The organism is Ralstonia pickettii (assembly GCF_000607165.1).
Taxonomy (GTDB): Bacteria; Pseudomonadota; Gammaproteobacteria; order Burkholderiales; family Burkholderiaceae; genus Ralstonia; species Ralstonia holmesii.
In genome coordinates this window covers 15,294-29,744 of sequence record NZ_JFZG01000005.1, presented here as the reverse complement: position 1 = coordinate 29,744, position 14,451 = coordinate 15,294, and the positions used below count along the sequence as shown (strand labels likewise).

Annotated in this window: 14 protein-coding genes; 9 read left to right on the top strand and 5 right to left on the bottom strand. The window is 64.3% G+C overall.

Annotated features, from left to right (window positions below):
• Nucleotides 1-173: 173 nt before the first annotated feature.
• The 9 genes from BG83_RS0105725 to BG83_RS0105685 all read left to right on the top strand — a co-directional run bounded on the left by BG83_RS0105725 (nt 174) and on the right by BG83_RS0105685 (nt 9,985).
• Complete coding sequence (locus BG83_RS0105725) at nt 174-1,163, top strand: MurR/RpiR family transcriptional regulator (protein ID WP_024975823.1); 990 nt, start codon at nt 174-176, stop codon at nt 1,161-1,163.
• Nucleotides 1,164-1,180: 17 nt separating this feature from the next.
• The gene (locus BG83_RS0105720; protein WP_024975822.1) at nt 1,181-2,143 is read left to right on the top strand and encodes an isoaspartyl peptidase/L-asparaginase family protein; all 963 of its coding nucleotides are present in this window, start codon (nt 1,181-1,183) and stop codon (nt 2,141-2,143) included.
• 81 nt (nt 2,144-2,224) lie between these two features.
• Nucleotides 2,225-4,072, top strand: coding sequence for a dipeptide ABC transporter ATP-binding protein (locus BG83_RS0105715; RefSeq protein ID WP_419177590.1), 1,848 nt, complete (start codon nt 2,225-2,227; stop codon nt 4,070-4,072).
• Nucleotides 4,073-4,122: 50 nt separating this feature from the next.
• Nucleotides 4,123-5,688 (top strand): glutathione ABC transporter substrate-binding protein GsiB, encoded by a 1,566-nt coding sequence (gene gsiB, locus BG83_RS0105710; RefSeq protein ID WP_024975820.1) that lies wholly within the window; start codon nt 4,123-4,125, stop codon nt 5,686-5,688.
• Between the two features lie 70 nt (nt 5,689-5,758).
• Nucleotides 5,759-6,682, top strand: coding sequence for a glutathione ABC transporter permease GsiC (gsiC, locus tag BG83_RS0105705; RefSeq protein WP_024975819.1), 924 nt, complete (start codon nt 5,759-5,761; stop codon nt 6,680-6,682).
• Nucleotides 6,683-6,692: 10 nt separating this feature from the next.
• On the top strand, nt 6,693-7,592 hold the full coding sequence (gene gsiD / locus BG83_RS0105700; RefSeq protein WP_024975818.1) for a glutathione ABC transporter permease GsiD: 900 nt from the start codon (nt 6,693-6,695) through the stop codon (nt 7,590-7,592).
• Nucleotides 7,593-7,601: 9 nt separating this feature from the next.
• Entirely contained in the window at nt 7,602-8,627 is a 1,026-nt protein-coding gene (locus BG83_RS0105695; protein WP_024975817.1) for a P1 family peptidase, read from the top strand.
• Nucleotides 8,628-8,636: 9 nt separating this feature from the next.
• The gene (locus tag BG83_RS0105690) at nt 8,637-9,452 is read left to right on the top strand and encodes a M55 family metallopeptidase (protein ID WP_024975816.1); all 816 of its coding nucleotides are present in this window, start codon (nt 8,637-8,639) and stop codon (nt 9,450-9,452) included.
• A 173-nt stretch (nt 9,453-9,625) separates the two neighbouring features.
• Nucleotides 9,626-9,985: a chitin-binding domain-containing protein gene (locus tag BG83_RS0105685; protein ID WP_024975815.1), complete on the top strand. Its 360-nt coding sequence runs from the start codon at nt 9,626-9,628 to the stop codon at nt 9,983-9,985.
• A gap of 66 nt (nt 9,986-10,051) precedes the next feature.
• On the opposite strand, the gene BG83_RS0105680 is transcribed toward BG83_RS0105685, so the two are convergent.
• The 5 genes from BG83_RS0105680 to dapE all read right to left on the bottom strand — a co-directional run bounded on the left by BG83_RS0105680 (nt 10,052) and on the right by dapE (nt 14,416).
• Nucleotides 10,052-10,843 carry a DUF2182 domain-containing protein gene (locus BG83_RS0105680; protein WP_024975814.1) on the bottom strand — a complete coding sequence of 264 codons (792 nt, stop codon included), beginning with the start codon at nt 10,841-10,843 and terminating at the stop codon, nt 10,052-10,054.
• On the bottom strand, nt 10,840-11,484 hold the full coding sequence (locus BG83_RS0105675; protein ID WP_024975813.1) for a DUF1326 domain-containing protein: 645 nt from the start codon (nt 11,482-11,484) through the stop codon (nt 10,840-10,842). The genes BG83_RS0105680 and BG83_RS0105675 overlap by 4 nt, the downstream gene beginning before the upstream one ends.
• A 329-nt stretch (nt 11,485-11,813) precedes the next feature.
• Nucleotides 11,814-12,716 carry a 50S ribosomal protein L3 N(5)-glutamine methyltransferase gene (gene prmB, locus BG83_RS0105670; RefSeq protein ID WP_024975812.1) on the bottom strand — a complete coding sequence of 301 codons (903 nt, stop codon included), beginning with the start codon at nt 12,714-12,716 and terminating at the stop codon, nt 11,814-11,816.
• Nucleotides 12,717-12,735: 19 nt separating this feature from the next.
• Entirely contained in the window at nt 12,736-13,254 is a 519-nt protein-coding gene (locus tag BG83_RS0105665) for a class IV adenylate cyclase (RefSeq protein ID WP_024975811.1), read from the bottom strand.
• A 10-nt stretch (nt 13,255-13,264) separates the two neighbouring features.
• Entirely contained in the window at nt 13,265-14,416 is a 1,152-nt protein-coding gene (gene dapE / locus BG83_RS0105660) for a succinyl-diaminopimelate desuccinylase (protein WP_024975810.1), read from the bottom strand.
• Nucleotides 14,417-14,451 lie beyond the last annotated feature (35 nt).

The window sequence follows — 14,451 nt, the reverse complement described above, 5'->3', positions numbered from 1 at the left end:
GCGCGCTGCCGGCGTTTGGACTGGTGCATTGCACCGTGACGAGGCCGCGCCCGCCCCCCAACCGTGCGCGGGCTTTCGACCTAGGGAAAACCATAAGTCGCTATGAAAGTTTTTTTCTTTACACGGCCGATTCATGAAAATACATTTACACAAAATTTTCACGGCCCAGGAAGATGGCGAAATCCACCAGCAAGCGTACGGATGTGTCGAAAGGCGCATTTGCCGCCGATGCGACGGTCTCCGAGCGCATTGGAGCGGCCCTTGCCACGCTCACGCCCGCGCACCAGCGCATGGCGGAATACGTGCTGGCGAATCCGTTCCGCGCTGCCACCATGCGCATCGACGAGTTTGCCGCCGCGGTGGACATGTCGATTGCCACGGCCAACCGCTTTGCGCTGGCGCTGGGCTTTGACGGCTATCCGCAGTTCCGTGCCGGGCTGCTGCGCGGCTTTGAAGCGACGCTCGCGCCGGTAGAAAAACTGCGCCACGAACTGGCACGCCCCGCCACCAGTGCCGAGATCTTTGCCGCCTCGCTCAACGAGGACATCGCCAACCTTGACGCCACGCGCCGCATGCTCGACCCCGCAGCGTGCGAACGCGCGGTAGACGCCATTCTGGGCGCACAGCGCATCTACGTGATGGGCTTTGGCGCCAGCGGTTATCTGGCCGGGCTGCTGCGCCATGGGCTCGATCTGTACTGCGACACGGTGATCTCCGTTTCGCAGCCGGGCGGCGCATCCGATGCGGCGCGCCACCTGCGCAAGATCGGACCGAAGGATCTGCTGATCGCCATCGCATTCCCGCGCTATGCGGCAGACACCATCACGCTGGCCAAGCAGGCGGGCAAGCAAGGCTGTCAACTGCTGGCCCTGACCGACAGCCCAACATCGCCGCTTGCGCCGCTGGCCGACATTGCGTTGTACGCACGGCCGGAGCGGCAGTTCTCTGCCACGTCTGACACCGCTGCCGTGGCGCTTTTCGAAGCGCTGTGCGGTGCGGTGGCGCATCGCTCGGCGCATTCGCTGGAGTCTGCCGAGCGCCTGACTGAATTCGTACTGCCGTGGCTGCACACCAGCCAGGTACCGCGCGCCAATGACGCAACGAGCGCGTCCGGCACGCCGTCAACCACCCGACGCGGCCGCAAACGCACCGCTGAAAACTGATTTACATCGAGCCACGCATGACTACGCCCATCCTCGCCATTCACGGCGGCGCCGGCACCATCACCCGCACGGCCATGAGTGCCGACAAGGAAGCCGCTTACCAGCAGGCGCTTAACGACATCCTGGCCGCAGGGCAGCGCATCCTCGTGGATGGCGGCAGCGCCCTGGATGCCGTGACCGAAGCCGTGCGCCTGCTCGAAGAGTGCCCGCTGTTCAACGCCGGCAAGGGCGCGGTGCTGACCAGCGCCGGCACGTACGAACTCGATGCGTCGATCATGGATGGCGCCACGCTGGCTGCCGGCGCAGTCACCTGCGTCAAGCGTCTGCGCAACCCGATCCTCGCAGCCCGCGCCGTCATGGAGCGCAGCGAACACGTGCTGTTCACCTCCGAAGGCGCCGAGGCGTTCGCGCAAGCGCAGGGCCTCGAGTTTGTCGAGCCGGACTATTACTACACCGAAGCGCGCTATGCCCAATGGCAGCGCGCCCGCCAGCAAGATGGCATGGCGCTGCTCGATCACGATGCCGCGTCGCTCGTGGCCAAGGAAGCAGCACCCATCGATCCGGACAACAAGTTCGGCACCGTGGGCGCCGTGGCATGCGACGCGCAAGGGCGCCTGGCGGCTGCCACCTCCACGGGCGGCGTCACCAACAAGAAGGTCGGCCGGGTGGGCGATACGCCCATCGTCGGCGCCGGTTGCTTTGCGAACCACGTTGCGGCGGTGTCGTGCACCGGCACGGGCGAGATGTTCATCCGTGCCGTGGCCGCCTACGACGTTGCCGCGCAGATGGAATACGCCGGCAAGTCGCTGGCTGACGCGAGCGATGACGTGGTCATGCGCAAGCTGATGGCCATCAACGGCCGCGGCGGCCTGATCGCCGTGGACGCGCAAGGCAACGTCGCGTTGCCGTTCAACACAGAAGGGATGTACCGCGGGTTCGCACGCGGCGCGCAGGCGCCCGTTGTGTCGATCTATCGGTAAGAGGCCGAAGCCGCCAGGCAGGACAGCAGGAGAGTTTTCGTGACATCAACCAAACAGCCAAGTGCCAACAGCGTCATTGCGATGCCCGATCAGCGCATCGTGCAGGTGCAAGACCTGAGCGTGCGCTTTGCCACGTCTGAGCGCGTGGTCGACGCGGTGCGCAACCTGTCGTTCCACGTGGACCGGGGCGAGACGCTGGCCGTGGTGGGCGAATCGGGCTCGGGCAAGTCGGTGACGTCGCTGGCGCTGATGCGGCTGGTGGAGCACGGTGGCGGCAAGATCGTTGGCGGGCAGATGCACTTGCGCCGCCGCAACGGCGAAGTGCTGGACTTGGCCAACGCCAGCTCCGCCGCCATGCGCGGTGTGCGTGGCGCCGATATCGCGATGATCTTCCAGGAGCCGATGACCTCGCTCAACCCGGTGTTCACCGTGGGCGAGCAGATTGCCGAATCGATTCGTCTGCATCAGGGCAAATCAGCCAGCGCGGCCAAAGCTGAGGCGCTGCGCATGCTGGAGCTGGTGCGCATTCCTGAAGCGCGCAATGTGCTGGGGCGCTATCCGCACCAACTGTCGGGCGGCATGCGCCAGCGCGTGATGATTGCGATGGCGCTGTCATGCAAACCGTCGCTGCTGATTGCCGACGAGCCGACCACCGCGCTGGACGTGACCATCCAGGCGGAAATCCTCCAACTGATTCGCGCGCTGCAGCAGGAGCTGCAGATGGCGGTCGTGTTCATCACGCATGACATGGGCGTGGTGGCGGAAGTGGCCGACCGCGTGCTCGTCATGTACAAGGGCGACCGCGTGGAAGAGGGCCCATCTGCCACAGTGTTCGCACAACCGGCGCATCCGTACACGCGTGCGCTGCTGTCGGCCGTGCCGCGTCTGGGCTCGATGCAAGGCACTGATGGCCCGGCGCGTTTTCCGCTGTTGCGCGTGGACGGCACGTCCGCTGCGGTGGATACGACGCCGCAACCGGCAGCGTCGCACGATGTGCAACCCATTTTGCGTGTACGTGATCTCGTCACGCGCTTTGACGTGCCCACGGGCGTCTTCGGCCGCGTCACGCGCCGGGTGCATGCGGTGGAGCAGGTCAGTTTCGATCTCTACCCTGGTGAGACGCTGGCGCTGGTCGGCGAATCGGGCTGCGGCAAGTCGACGACGGGACGGTCGCTCTTGCGTCTGGTGGAGTGCCAGAGCGGCAGCATCGAATTTGCCGGCCAGAACATCGGCGAGTTGAAGGGGCCCGCGCTCCAGACGCTGCGCCGAAACATCCAGTTCATCTTCCAGGACCCATTCGCCTCGCTGGACCCGCGCGTGCCGGTCGGCTACTCCATCATGGAGCCGCTGCTGGTGCACAAGGTGGCCTCCGGCAAAGAGGCACAGCAACGCGTGGAGTGGCTGCTCGACAAGGTGGGCCTGCAGGCCGCGCATGCATCGCGCTATCCGCACGAGTTCTCGGGCGGGCAGCGCCAGCGCATCTGCATTGCGCGCGCCCTCGCGCTGAACCCCAAGGTGGTGATTGCCGATGAGTCGGTCTCGGCGCTGGATGTGTCGATCCAGGCGCAGATCGTCAACCTGATGCTCGACCTGCAGAAGGAATTTGGCGTCGCGTTCCTGTTCATCTCGCACGACATGGCGGTGGTGGAACGCATCAGCCATCGCGTGGCGGTGATGTACCTCGGTCAGATCGTTGAGATCGGCCCGCGCCGCGCCATCTTCGAAAACCCGCAGCATCCCTACACGAAGAAGCTGATGTCGGCCGTGCCGATTGCAGACCCGGCGCGCCGCCATCTGAAGCGAGAACTCTCCACGCACGAAATTCCCAGCCCGATCCGTGCCATTGGCGACATGCCGGTGGTGCAGCCGTTGGTGCAAGTGGCGCCAGACCACTTTGTTGCCCGCCATTCGATTGGCGGCGCGTATTGAAAGCAATGAAGAACGCAGTGAAGCCAAACACTTCTTTGAGGAGGAAGGACATGTTCAATCGATTCTCGCATCGGCTTACTTCGGCCCCGCGCGCAGCCATGGTTGCCAGCGGCCTGGCGCTGGCGGCATTCACCATGCCGGCCTTTGCCGCCAAGGACGCCGTGATGGCGGTCTACTCGACCTTCACCACGATGGACCCGTACGACGCTAACGACACGCTGTCGTTCAGCGCCGCCAAGTCGTTCTATCAAGGCCTGTTCGGCTTCGACAAGGACATGAAGCTGGTCAACGTGCTGTGCGACAGCTACGAAGTCAGCAAGGACGGGCTGGTCTACACGTTCAAGCTGCACAAGGGCGTGAAGTTCCACGACGGCACCACGTTTGATGCCAACGCCGTCAAGGCAAACCTGGACCGCGTGACGGACCCGGCCAACAAGCTCAAGCGTTTCGTGCTGTTCAACCGCGTGGCCAAAACCGAAGTGGTTGACCCGTACACCGCACGCGTGACGCTCAAAGAGCCGTTCTCGCCGTTCATCAACGTGCTGGCCCACCCGTCGGCGGCCATGATTTCGCCCACGGCGCTCAAGAAGTACGGCAAGGACATCGCGTTCCATCCGGTTGGCACGGGCCCGTTTGAATTTGTCGAGTGGAAGCAGACCGATTACCTGAAGGGCAAGAAGTTCGACGGCTACTGGAAGCACGGCCTGCCGAAGGTCGACACCATCACCTGGAAGCCGGTGGTCGACAACAACACGCGCGCCACCATCATGCAGACGGGCGAGGCCGACTTTGCGTTCACGATTCCGTTCGAGCAGGCTGCGGTGCTCAAGAGCAGCCCCAAGGTTGATCTGATTGCCGCGCCGTCGATCATCCAGCGCTATGTCAGCTTCAACACCAAGGTGAAGCCGTTCGACAATCCCAAGGTGCGTCAGGCCATCAACTACGCGATCAATAAGGATGCGCTGACCAAGGTGGCGTTTGCGGGTTACGCCGTGCCGGCCGAAGGCGTGGTGCCACCGGGCGTCGATTACTCCGTCAAGCTGGGCCCGTGGCCGTACAACCCGGCGAAGGCGAAAGAGCTGCTGAAGGAAGCTGGCTATCCGAACGGCTTCGAGACGCAACTGTGGTCGGCCTATAACCACACGACCGCGCAGAAGATCATCCAGTTCGTGCAGCAGCAACTGGCCCAGGTTGGCATCAAGACGTCGGTGCTGGCGCTGGAAGCCGGCCAGCGCGTCGAGCGTGTGGAAAGCGTACCCAAGCCGGAAGACGCCGGCGTGCGCATGTACTACGCAGGCTGGTCGTCGTCGACGGGTGAGTCGGACTGGGCGCTGCGTCCGTTGCTTGCATCCGAAGCCATGCCGCCCAAGTCGTTCAACACCGCGTACTACAAGAACGAGCAGGTGGATGCCGACATCGCCGGCGCACTGCGCACGACCGATCGCGCTGAGAAGTCGAAGCTCTACACCGATGCACAGAAGCGCATCTGGGAAGACGCACCGTGGGCCTTCCTGGTGACGGAAAAGATCGTCTACGCGCGCTCGAAGCGTCTGTCGGGTGCCTACGTGGCACCGGACGGTTCGTTCAGCTTCGACGACATCGACATCAAGCAATAAGTCTCATTGCCGTACCGGCCCGCGCACCCGTTGCGCGGGCCATTGAATTGCCGCCTGCGGTGGATTTGCCATGCTGAACTACTTCATTAAACGTGTGCTGGGCGTGATCCCGACACTGCTGATCGTGGCAGTGCTGGTGTTCCTGTTCGTGCACCTGTTGCCGGGCGACCCGGCGCGACTGGCTGCCGGCCCCGAAGCGGACCCGGCCACCGTCGAGCTGGTCCGTGCCGATCTCGGGCTGGATAAGCCGATGCACGAGCAGTTTGTGCGCTTCTTCGCCAACGCGCTGCGCGGCGAGTTCGGCAACTCCATCCGCACCAAGCGACCGGTGAGCGAAGAGATTGGCGAGCGCTTCTGGCCCACGCTCAACCTGACGATTGCCAGCATGGTGTGGGCGGTGATCTTCGGCATGGTGATCGGCATCACGTCTGCCGTATGGCGCAACAAGTGGCCGGACCGTCTGGGCATGACGCTCGCCGTGTCCGGCATCTCGTTCCCTGCGTTCGCGCTGGGCATGCTGCTCATGGAAGTGTTCTCGGTGCAGCTTGGCTGGTTGCCGGCCATCGGTGCGGACACCTGGCGGCACTACATCCTGCCTTCGCTCACGCTGGGCGCTGCGGTGGCCGCCGTGATGGCGCGCTTCACGCGTGCATCGTTTGTGGAAGTGCTGCAGGAAGATTTCGTGCGCACCGCCCGTGCCAAGGGCGTGCGCGAGACGGTGGTGGTCATCAAGCATTGCCTGCGCAACGCGATGATCCCGGTGGTGACGATGATGGGCCTGCAGTTCGGCTTCCTGCTCGGCGGCTCGATCGTTGTGGAAAAGGTGTTCAACTGGCCGGGCCTCGGTCGTCTGCTGGTGGATGCGGTCGAGATGCGCGACTACCCCATCATCCAGGCCGAGGTGCTGCTGTTCTCGCTGGAGTTCATCCTGATCAACCTGGTTGTGGACATGCTGTACACCGTGATCAACCCGACCATCCGCTACAAGAAGTAAGGAGACCGCCATGACACAAGCCGCAAGCCCGGCGGTCGCGCCGCAAACCGTTGCCGAACCCGTCCGCACCCCCTGGACAGAGTTCTGGCGCAAGTTCCGCAAGCAGCATCTGGCGATGGGCGCCGGTGTGTTCGTGATCGTGCTGGCGGTGATCGCCATCCTCGCGCCGCACATCGTGCCGTTCGACCCGGAAAACTATTTCGACTACGACGCGCTCAACGCGGGCCCGTCGGCGCAGCACTGGTTTGGCGTCGACTCGCTGGGCCGCGATATCTTCAGCCGCATCCTGATGGGCACGCGCATCTCGCTGGAAGCGGGCTTTGTGTCGGTCATCATCGGCGCCATCGTGGGCACCATGCTCGGCCTGCTGGCCGGCTACTACGAAGGCTGGTGGGACCGCATCGTCATGCGCATCTCCGACGTGCTGTTCGCCTTCCCGGGCATTCTGCTGGCCATCGGCATCGTGGCCATCCTGGGCAACGGCATGATCAACGTGATCTTTGCCGTGGCGGTGTTCAGCATTCCGGCATTTGCGCGGCTGGTTCGCGGCAACACGCTCATGCTCAAGCACCTGACGTATGTGGAGGCCGCGCGCAGCATTGGCGCGTCCGACTGGACGATCATCATGCGGCATATCCTGCCGGGCACGATCTCGTCCGTCGTCGTGTATTTCTCGATGCGGATCGGCACCTCGATCATCACCGCGGCCAGCCTCTCGTTCCTGGGCCTGGGTGCACAACCGCCCACGCCGGAATGGGGCGCGATGCTGAACGAGGCGCGCGCCGACATGGTGACGGCGCCGCACGTGGCCATCTTCCCGAGCCTGGCGATCTTCCTGACCGTGCTGGCGTTCAACCTGTTGGGCGACGGCCTGCGCGACGCGCTAGACCCGAAGATCGACCGTCGCTGAGTTGTTCGCATGTCTCTAAGCCTTCCGCATATCGGCGCGCTGCAAGCCGGCACACGCAACAGCATCACCGACGTGGCCGGGGTGACCGTCGGCCACGCCACCATTGCCGGCGGTGACATCCAGACCGGCGTGTCGGTGGTGCGCCCGCATGCGGGTGACCCGTTCCGCGACAAGGTGCCTGCGGCCAGCGTGGTGCTCAACGGCTTCGGCAAGAGCATCGGCCTGGTGCAGGTGGATGAGCTGGGCGTGCTGGAAACGCCGATCGCGCTGACCAACACGTTTGCCGTGGGCGCCGTGGCGCAGGCGCAGATCCGCCAGGCCATCGCGGCCAACCCGCAGATCGGTCGCGCATGGTCGACCGTCAATCCGCTCGTTTTCGAATGCAACGACGGCTACCTGAACGACCTGCAGGCGTTTGCTGTGCAGGACGTTCACTACGACGCGGCCTGCGCTGCGGCAGCCGAGATGTTCGAGCAGGGTGCGGTCGGTGCAGGGCGGGGGATGTCTTCGTTTGGCGTGAAGGGTGGTATCGGCACGGCTTCGCGTGTGCTGACGCTCGCCGACGGCGCGCAACGCACGGTCGGCGCGCTGGTGCTGTCCAACTTTGGTGTGACTGAGAATCTGACGCTTGCTGGGCGCCACGTCGGTGCGGCGCTAGCGAAAGCGCTGGCCGCCGGCACCCCGGAGCCGGAGAAAGGCTCGATCATCATGCTGCTCGCCACCGACGCGCCGCTGGATGCACGCCAGTTGCGCCGTCTTGCCTTGCGCGCAGGCGCCGGTCTGGCACGCACTGGCTCCGTGTTCGGTCATGGCAGCGGCGACATCGCGCTGGCGTTTTCCACTGCCTACACCGTCCCGCACGAAGGCACACGCGCCATGCCTGCCATTGCTATGACGCACGAATCGCATCTCGACCCGCTGTTCCAGGCCGCCGCCGACAGCGTCGAACAAGCCATCGTGCACGCCCTGTTCCACGCGACGGCCGTCACCGGCCGCGACGGCAACACGCGCCGCGCACTGACCGAATTGCTCTGACCTGACCCCATGCGAATCCTGATCTCCGCCGATATCGAAGGCGTAGCCAACGTGTTCCACCCCGAGCAAACGCGTGCCGGTAACGCTGAATACGAACGCGCCCGCCGCTGGATGACCGCAGAAGCCGACGCGGCCGTCCGTGGCGCCTTCGATGGCGGCGCCACCGACGTACTGGTCAACGATTCGCACGGTGGTTTCCGCAACCTCATCCCCGATTCCATCGACCGCCGCGCACGCTTCGTACTCGGCAAGCCGCGTTACCTGAGCATGATGGCCGGCGTGGACGGCTGCGACGCCGTCTGCATGATCGGCTACCACGCCCGTGCTGGCAGCCGTGGCGTGCTGGCGCACACCATCAACAGCTTTGCGTTTGCGCGCGTCTGGTTCAACGAGCAGGAACTGGGCGAAGCCGGCCTCTATGGCGCCCTGGCTGGCGAGCGCGGCGTGCCGGTTGCCGTTGCCAGCGGCGACGATGTGTTCATCAGAGAAACGAAGCCGCTGCTGCCGCACACCACGTTTGTCGAGACCAAGCAGGCCGAGGGGCAGAACGCCGGGACATCGCTCTCGCCAGAGCAGTCGTGCGAAGCCATCTATGCGGCGGTGAAGGCAACGGTACAGCGCGGGCACTTCAGCATGCCGCTGCGCATCCGGGGCCCGATCGTGTGCCGCCTGCAAACGCAAACGCCGGCACTGGCTGACCTGTTCTGCCAGTGGCCCGCCTTGGAACGCGTAGACGGCACGATGCTGCGCTTCGCCGCCGACTCCGTCGAACATGCCGTGCGCATGCTCAACAGCCTGTCCGCCATGTCCGCGATGCTGCGCTGAGAAAGGCGCGGCGCAAGTCATGGCGCCATCCCACGCGCGCCTTTCTTTGCCTACCTTTCTTTGGCAAGACAAAGAAAGGAGGTCGGTCCCGGCAGGGGACGAAATAGGGATGGACCAAAAAACGCCTACCCAAGCGTAAACTTCAGGATATCCAACCCCGAAGGAGCCCCCCCATGACCCGCGCACTCACACTCGGCATGCTGCTCTGTGCGCTTGCGCTAACAGCCTGCGAACGCCGCCCGTCGCCATCGACCCCACCGACGCCGCAGACTTCCAAAGCCGAAAAGGCGGCCGCCGCGCTGGCCAAGGCCGCCGCAGAGTTCAAATGCCCCGGGCCATCCGCGCGCTTCATGTTGGACGACGGCACCAACCGTGGCCCCAAGCAACCGGTCCGCACCAATTGCACCACTGCCTACGCCACCTGCGACGCACAGTCGCAGGCGGTCTTCGACCATTGCCCGAGCGGCCAGGTATTCGACAAACGTTTTAGTATCTGCGTGGTGAAGGATGCGTGTGACGAGGTGACGTCCTGATGGCCTGACGGTCTGACGGCTGTCATACGCGCGGTATTCGGGCCGCTGCATGCCAGCAGCACGGGATCAAACCAGCAGCGTTGCACCTGCCCAGGCAATCAGCACAACGCCCAGCACGCGGCCGACCTGTGCGCCGCGTGGCAGGATCTTCTCCACAAAAACGACCAGGGACAGAGCGGCAATCCAGACGAGATTCATGATGCCGCCCACAAACAGCAACGCCATCAGCACCCAGCAGCAGCCTACGCAGTACGCGCCGTGGCGCATGCCCAGCAAGAAGCTGCCTGCAGCGCCAGGGCGCCAATGCGCGGTCAGGAAGCCTACCGGCGAGCGGCACTGCGCCAGGCACGTGCGCTTGAGCGCAGAGAACTGATACGCCCCCGCCGCTGCTAGCACTATTGCGGAGAGCACCGCGCTCTTTGACCACAGCATCATTTGTGAAATGAGGCCCGTCGGCTGCAGCGCCATCTGCAACGATGCCGCACCCACGGAAAAGGCGAGCCACGCAGTCTGGTAACCCGCCAGAAGACACACCGAGAGGATTGCCGACCTGGATTCGGCCGTGCCGTGGTGCCGTAGAACACGCCGATACAGCAGGATGAGCGGCGCCGCGCTGGGCGTCATCATCGCGGTCATCATCACCCACCACATCAAGGCCACGGTCGACAGCGATGTATCCATGCCGCCGATGGCGCCCGGCAATCGATGCGGAAACAGCGTGAGTGCCGTCATGTCGAGTGCAGACATCCCCATGCCTGCACCCGTCCACAGATACCACCACGACAACGCGACGACGGCAATGATGCCGAGCACCGTGATGGCGCGCTCGCGTTGGAGGACGCTTTCGAGGCTGCTCATGCAGCAGGGCGATGCCGGATCAGTCCCTTGTTGTTCAGGTGCAGTCGCGCGAATTGCCCGTAGGAATGCTCGAGATCCAGCGCGAGGTTGCCCTGTGAGTGGCTCGAGGCGGAGCCAACTTCGGCCAGCTCGTATTCGAAGCCGTGCGGCAGATCGATGCGGGCACGGTGTTCGGCACCCGTTATCGGATTGCGGATCGGTTCGCCAACGGTATCGAACACCCCATCGACATGAATCCGGCCACGTCGGGCGTCGACATCGACGTCGTAGTCGATCTGCGTGAAGATCGGATCGAATACCTGTTCAAACGTTGAGGCGAACACCGAAAACATCGTCGCGAACGGCTCGGTATCTTGCCCTGCCATGATTTTCAGGATGGCTTCGCGTTGCGCCGGGGTGGCGCGCTCGTCGACGATCGGCTGACATCTGCCTTTGCCTTCGTGGATGGGGCCGGGCCAATGCAACAAGACCGCGATCTTCACGCCGTCGAGTTGCACATCGCCGTGGTAGCCGCGGTCGATCGAGATCGCGCCCATCGCTTCACAGATACCTTTGGTTGGCAGCGCGTTGAACTGGCACGGGCAACCGTATGAGCAATTGCAGTTGATGAGCTCAGTCCCTTGGATTTCCCACGGAGTCATGGTGGTTCTCCCGGAGCTTCCAGGCGCGTGCGCGCCTGACGCGCGTCGTCGTCGGACGACGGATTGCGTGGCTTGAATCTCGGGCGGCTGGCTTATGGCGTGCGCACGTTCCACGCATAATCAGACCCTAGTGCACGGCGAGGGGAAGTCAAGACAGGGATTGGGGCACATAGGCGATTGGCCCCGGCTGCATCTTGTGGCGCCAGGCTTGGTGCATCCGCGATGCATAAGCGCGAAGCCGTTGCGGCTGTTCGGGCAGCGGATGCTGCCTTGCCAGCGATACGGAACGCGCCGGCTGCAATGGCAGGAGGCGCGCCTGGCGCAGCGTCTTAAAGCGCCTCGCGCGTGACCAGGAATACCTGGTCTTCGCCGGCGCTTGTGGGCAGCCAGACCAAATCAAGATCGGGGAACGCCGCTTCAACATTTTCACGCTCGTTGCCGATTTCCACCACCAGCACGCCGTGCGGCTTCAGATGGCGTGGTGCGTCGGCCAGAATGCGACGCACGATGTCCATACCGTCGGTGCCGCCTGCCAGGGCCATGCGCGGCTCGGCGCGGTATTCCGGCGGTAGTGCCTGCATCGACGTCTCGTTCACGTACGGCGGGTTCGTCAGAATCACGTCGTAATGCACGCCCGGCGGCAGCGGCGCATACAGATCGCCTTCGTGCAGGCGGATGCGCTCTTCCAGGTGGTAATCCGCGACGTTGCGATTGGCCACCACCAGTGCGTCCGGCGACAGGTCCACCGCGTCGATGGTTGCATTGGGCCACTGCAGCGCAGCCAGGATCGACAGGCAGCCTGAACCGGTGCACAACTCCAGCACATCGGTCGGGCCGTCCTCCTGATCAATCCACGGCTCCAGCCCGTCTTCGAGCAATTCGCCGATGAAGCTGCGCGGCACGATCACGCGTTCATCCACGTAGAAGCGCATGCCGTGCATGAACGCTTCGTGCGTGATGTAGGCGGCGGGCACGCGGTCGACGGCGCGGCGCTCGATCACCTTCAGCACGGCAGCGACTTCTTCGGGCAGCAGGCGCGCGTCCATGAACGGCTCCAGCGTGTCGATCGGCAGATGCAGCGTGTGCAGGATCAGGTATGCGGCTTCGTCGTAGGCGTTTTCGCTGCCATGGCCGAAAACAAGGCCGGCGGCGGTGAAGCGCGACACGGCAAAGCGCAGCAGGTCGCGAACCGTCGTGAACGGGTGGGAGGCGGGCAGGGTAGGCGTGGTCATGGGTGGCGTGAAATGTGGCTCAGCGTTGGGTGGCAGCGAGCAGGTCGACGTAGGCTACGTCGAGCAGGTCGGATTCGGCAATGCCGAGGGAGTGCATCAGTTGATGGGCGATCCTCACACCGTCGTCTTCGGATTGCGTATCGTGCAGCACGACCTCAAGCTCGACGAAATCGCCGAGGTCTTGCACCGCATCCACATGAATGCGCGTCTGACCGGCGAGATACAGCTGGCGCACCTTGATGACGCGGCCGGCGGTGCCGATGGCGGCGGCCAGCGTGTCGCGCAGGGCGTCGGGCGCAGTGGTCGGAACGATGTGGTAGTTCGACACGCGCGGGCCGGCGCTGTCAGCGCGGAAGTAGTGGATCAGCTCGCCGCGCTCGGGCGAGAACTGCCGCAGCTTCAGGCGCCCATTCGCACAGGCGAAGAACGTGTCGTCCTGGTCGATGCGTTCGGGGCCCGAATCCGCAATGGCAGCCGCGCGCTCAATGAGGGCTGCCACATCGCGCACACGCGCTTTGATCTCGACGTTGCGCGCCATATGGGCAACCTCAGGCGATCAAGGTTTCCAAGACGCGGCGATACACGTTTTTCAGTGGCTCGATGAAAGCCACCTCCACGTGTTCGTCGATCTTGTGGATGCTTGCATTCGGCGGCCCGAACTCGATCACCTGCGGGCAGATCTTGGCGATGAAGCGGCCGTCCGACGTGCCGCCCGTGGTCGACAGCTCGGTGGTCACGCCGCACTCGGCCTGGATGGCGGAGGAGAGGGCTTCGGACAGGTCGCCGCGCTCGGTCAGGAAGGGCTCGCCGCCCAGCGTCCAGTCGAGCGTGTAGTCGAGGCCGTGCGCGTCGAGGATGCTGTGCACGCGCGCCTTCAGCCCGTCCGGCGTGCTCGCGGTCGAGAAGCGGAAGTTGAAGTCGATCGTAACGTGGCCGGGAATGATGTTCGTCGCGCCCGTGCCGCCGTGGATGTTCGACATCTGCCACGTGGTCGGCGGGAAGTATGCATTGCCGTCGTCCCACTTGGCGGCAGCGAGTTCGGCCAGCGCCGGGGCAGCCAGGTGGATCGGGTTCTTGGCCAGGTGCGGATAGGCAATGTGGCCTTGCACGCCATTGACCGTGAGCTTGCCCGACAGCGAACCGCGTCGCCCGTTCTTCACCATATCGCCGAGCGTCGATACCGACGTCGGTTCACCGACCACGCAGTAATCGAGGCGCTCGCCGCGCGCGCGCAGCAGGTCGCACACCTTGACGGTGCCGTCGTGCGCCGGGCCTTCTTCGTCGCTGGTGATCAGGAAGCCGATCGAGCCGGCGTGGTCGGGATGCTTGGCAACGAATTCCTCCGATGCCACCACGAAGCCTGCAATCGATGTCTTCATGTCTGCCGCGCCGCGCGCGTAGAGCTTGCCGTCGCGGTGCGTGGGTTCGAACGGATCGGAGTGCCATTGCTCAACCGGGCCGGTGGGCACCACATCGGTGTGGCCCGCGAAGACGAGCAGTTTGCCATCCGTGCCAGCCCGGCCGCGCTTGACGGCCCACAGGTTGGTCACGCGAAAGTGGTCCGGGCCGCTGACCACGGTTTCGCATTCGAAGCCGGCAGCGGTCAGGCGTTCGATCAGCACGTCCTGGCAGCCCTTGTCTTCGGGCGTGACGGAGCGGCGGCGGATCAGGTCTTCGGTGAGGGCAAGCGTGGGCAGCATGTTCGACATGACGACGGTCACGGTGATGTTGTTGT

Bases quoted from the DNA above. Each gene is read 5' to 3' on its own strand.
- BG83_RS0105725 (WP_024975823.1), top strand. From the start codon at position 174: ATGGCGAAATCCACCAGCAAGCGTACGGATGTGTCGAAAGGCGCATTT.
- BG83_RS0105720 (WP_024975822.1), top strand. From the start codon at position 1,181: ATGACTACGCCCATCCTCGCCATTCACGGCGGCGCCGGCACCATCACC.
- BG83_RS0105715 (WP_419177590.1), top strand. From the start codon at position 2,225: ATGCCCGATCAGCGCATCGTGCAGGTGCAAGACCTGAGCGTGCGCTTT.
- gsiB (WP_024975820.1), top strand. From the start codon at position 4,123: ATGTTCAATCGATTCTCGCATCGGCTTACTTCGGCCCCGCGCGCAGCC.
- gsiC (WP_024975819.1), top strand. From the start codon at position 5,759: ATGCTGAACTACTTCATTAAACGTGTGCTGGGCGTGATCCCGACACTG.
- gsiD (WP_024975818.1), top strand. From the start codon at position 6,693: ATGACACAAGCCGCAAGCCCGGCGGTCGCGCCGCAAACCGTTGCCGAA.
- BG83_RS0105695 (WP_024975817.1), top strand. From the start codon at position 7,602: ATGTCTCTAAGCCTTCCGCATATCGGCGCGCTGCAAGCCGGCACACGC.
- BG83_RS0105690 (WP_024975816.1), top strand. From the start codon at position 8,637: ATGCGAATCCTGATCTCCGCCGATATCGAAGGCGTAGCCAACGTGTTC.
- BG83_RS0105685 (WP_024975815.1), top strand. From the start codon at position 9,626: ATGACCCGCGCACTCACACTCGGCATGCTGCTCTGTGCGCTTGCGCTA.
- BG83_RS0105680 (WP_024975814.1), bottom strand. From the start codon at position 10,843: ATGAGCAGCCTCGAAAGCGTCCTCCAACGCGAGCGCGCCATCACGGTG.
- BG83_RS0105675 (WP_024975813.1), bottom strand. From the start codon at position 11,484: ATGACTCCGTGGGAAATCCAAGGGACTGAGCTCATCAACTGCAATTGC.
- prmB (WP_024975812.1), bottom strand. From the start codon at position 12,716: ATGACCACGCCTACCCTGCCCGCCTCCCACCCGTTCACGACGGTTCGC.
- BG83_RS0105665 (WP_024975811.1), bottom strand. From the start codon at position 13,254: ATGGCGCGCAACGTCGAGATCAAAGCGCGTGTGCGCGATGTGGCAGCC.
- dapE (WP_024975810.1), bottom strand. From the start codon at position 14,416: ATGCTGCCCACGCTTGCCCTCACCGAAGACCTGATCCGCCGCCGCTCC.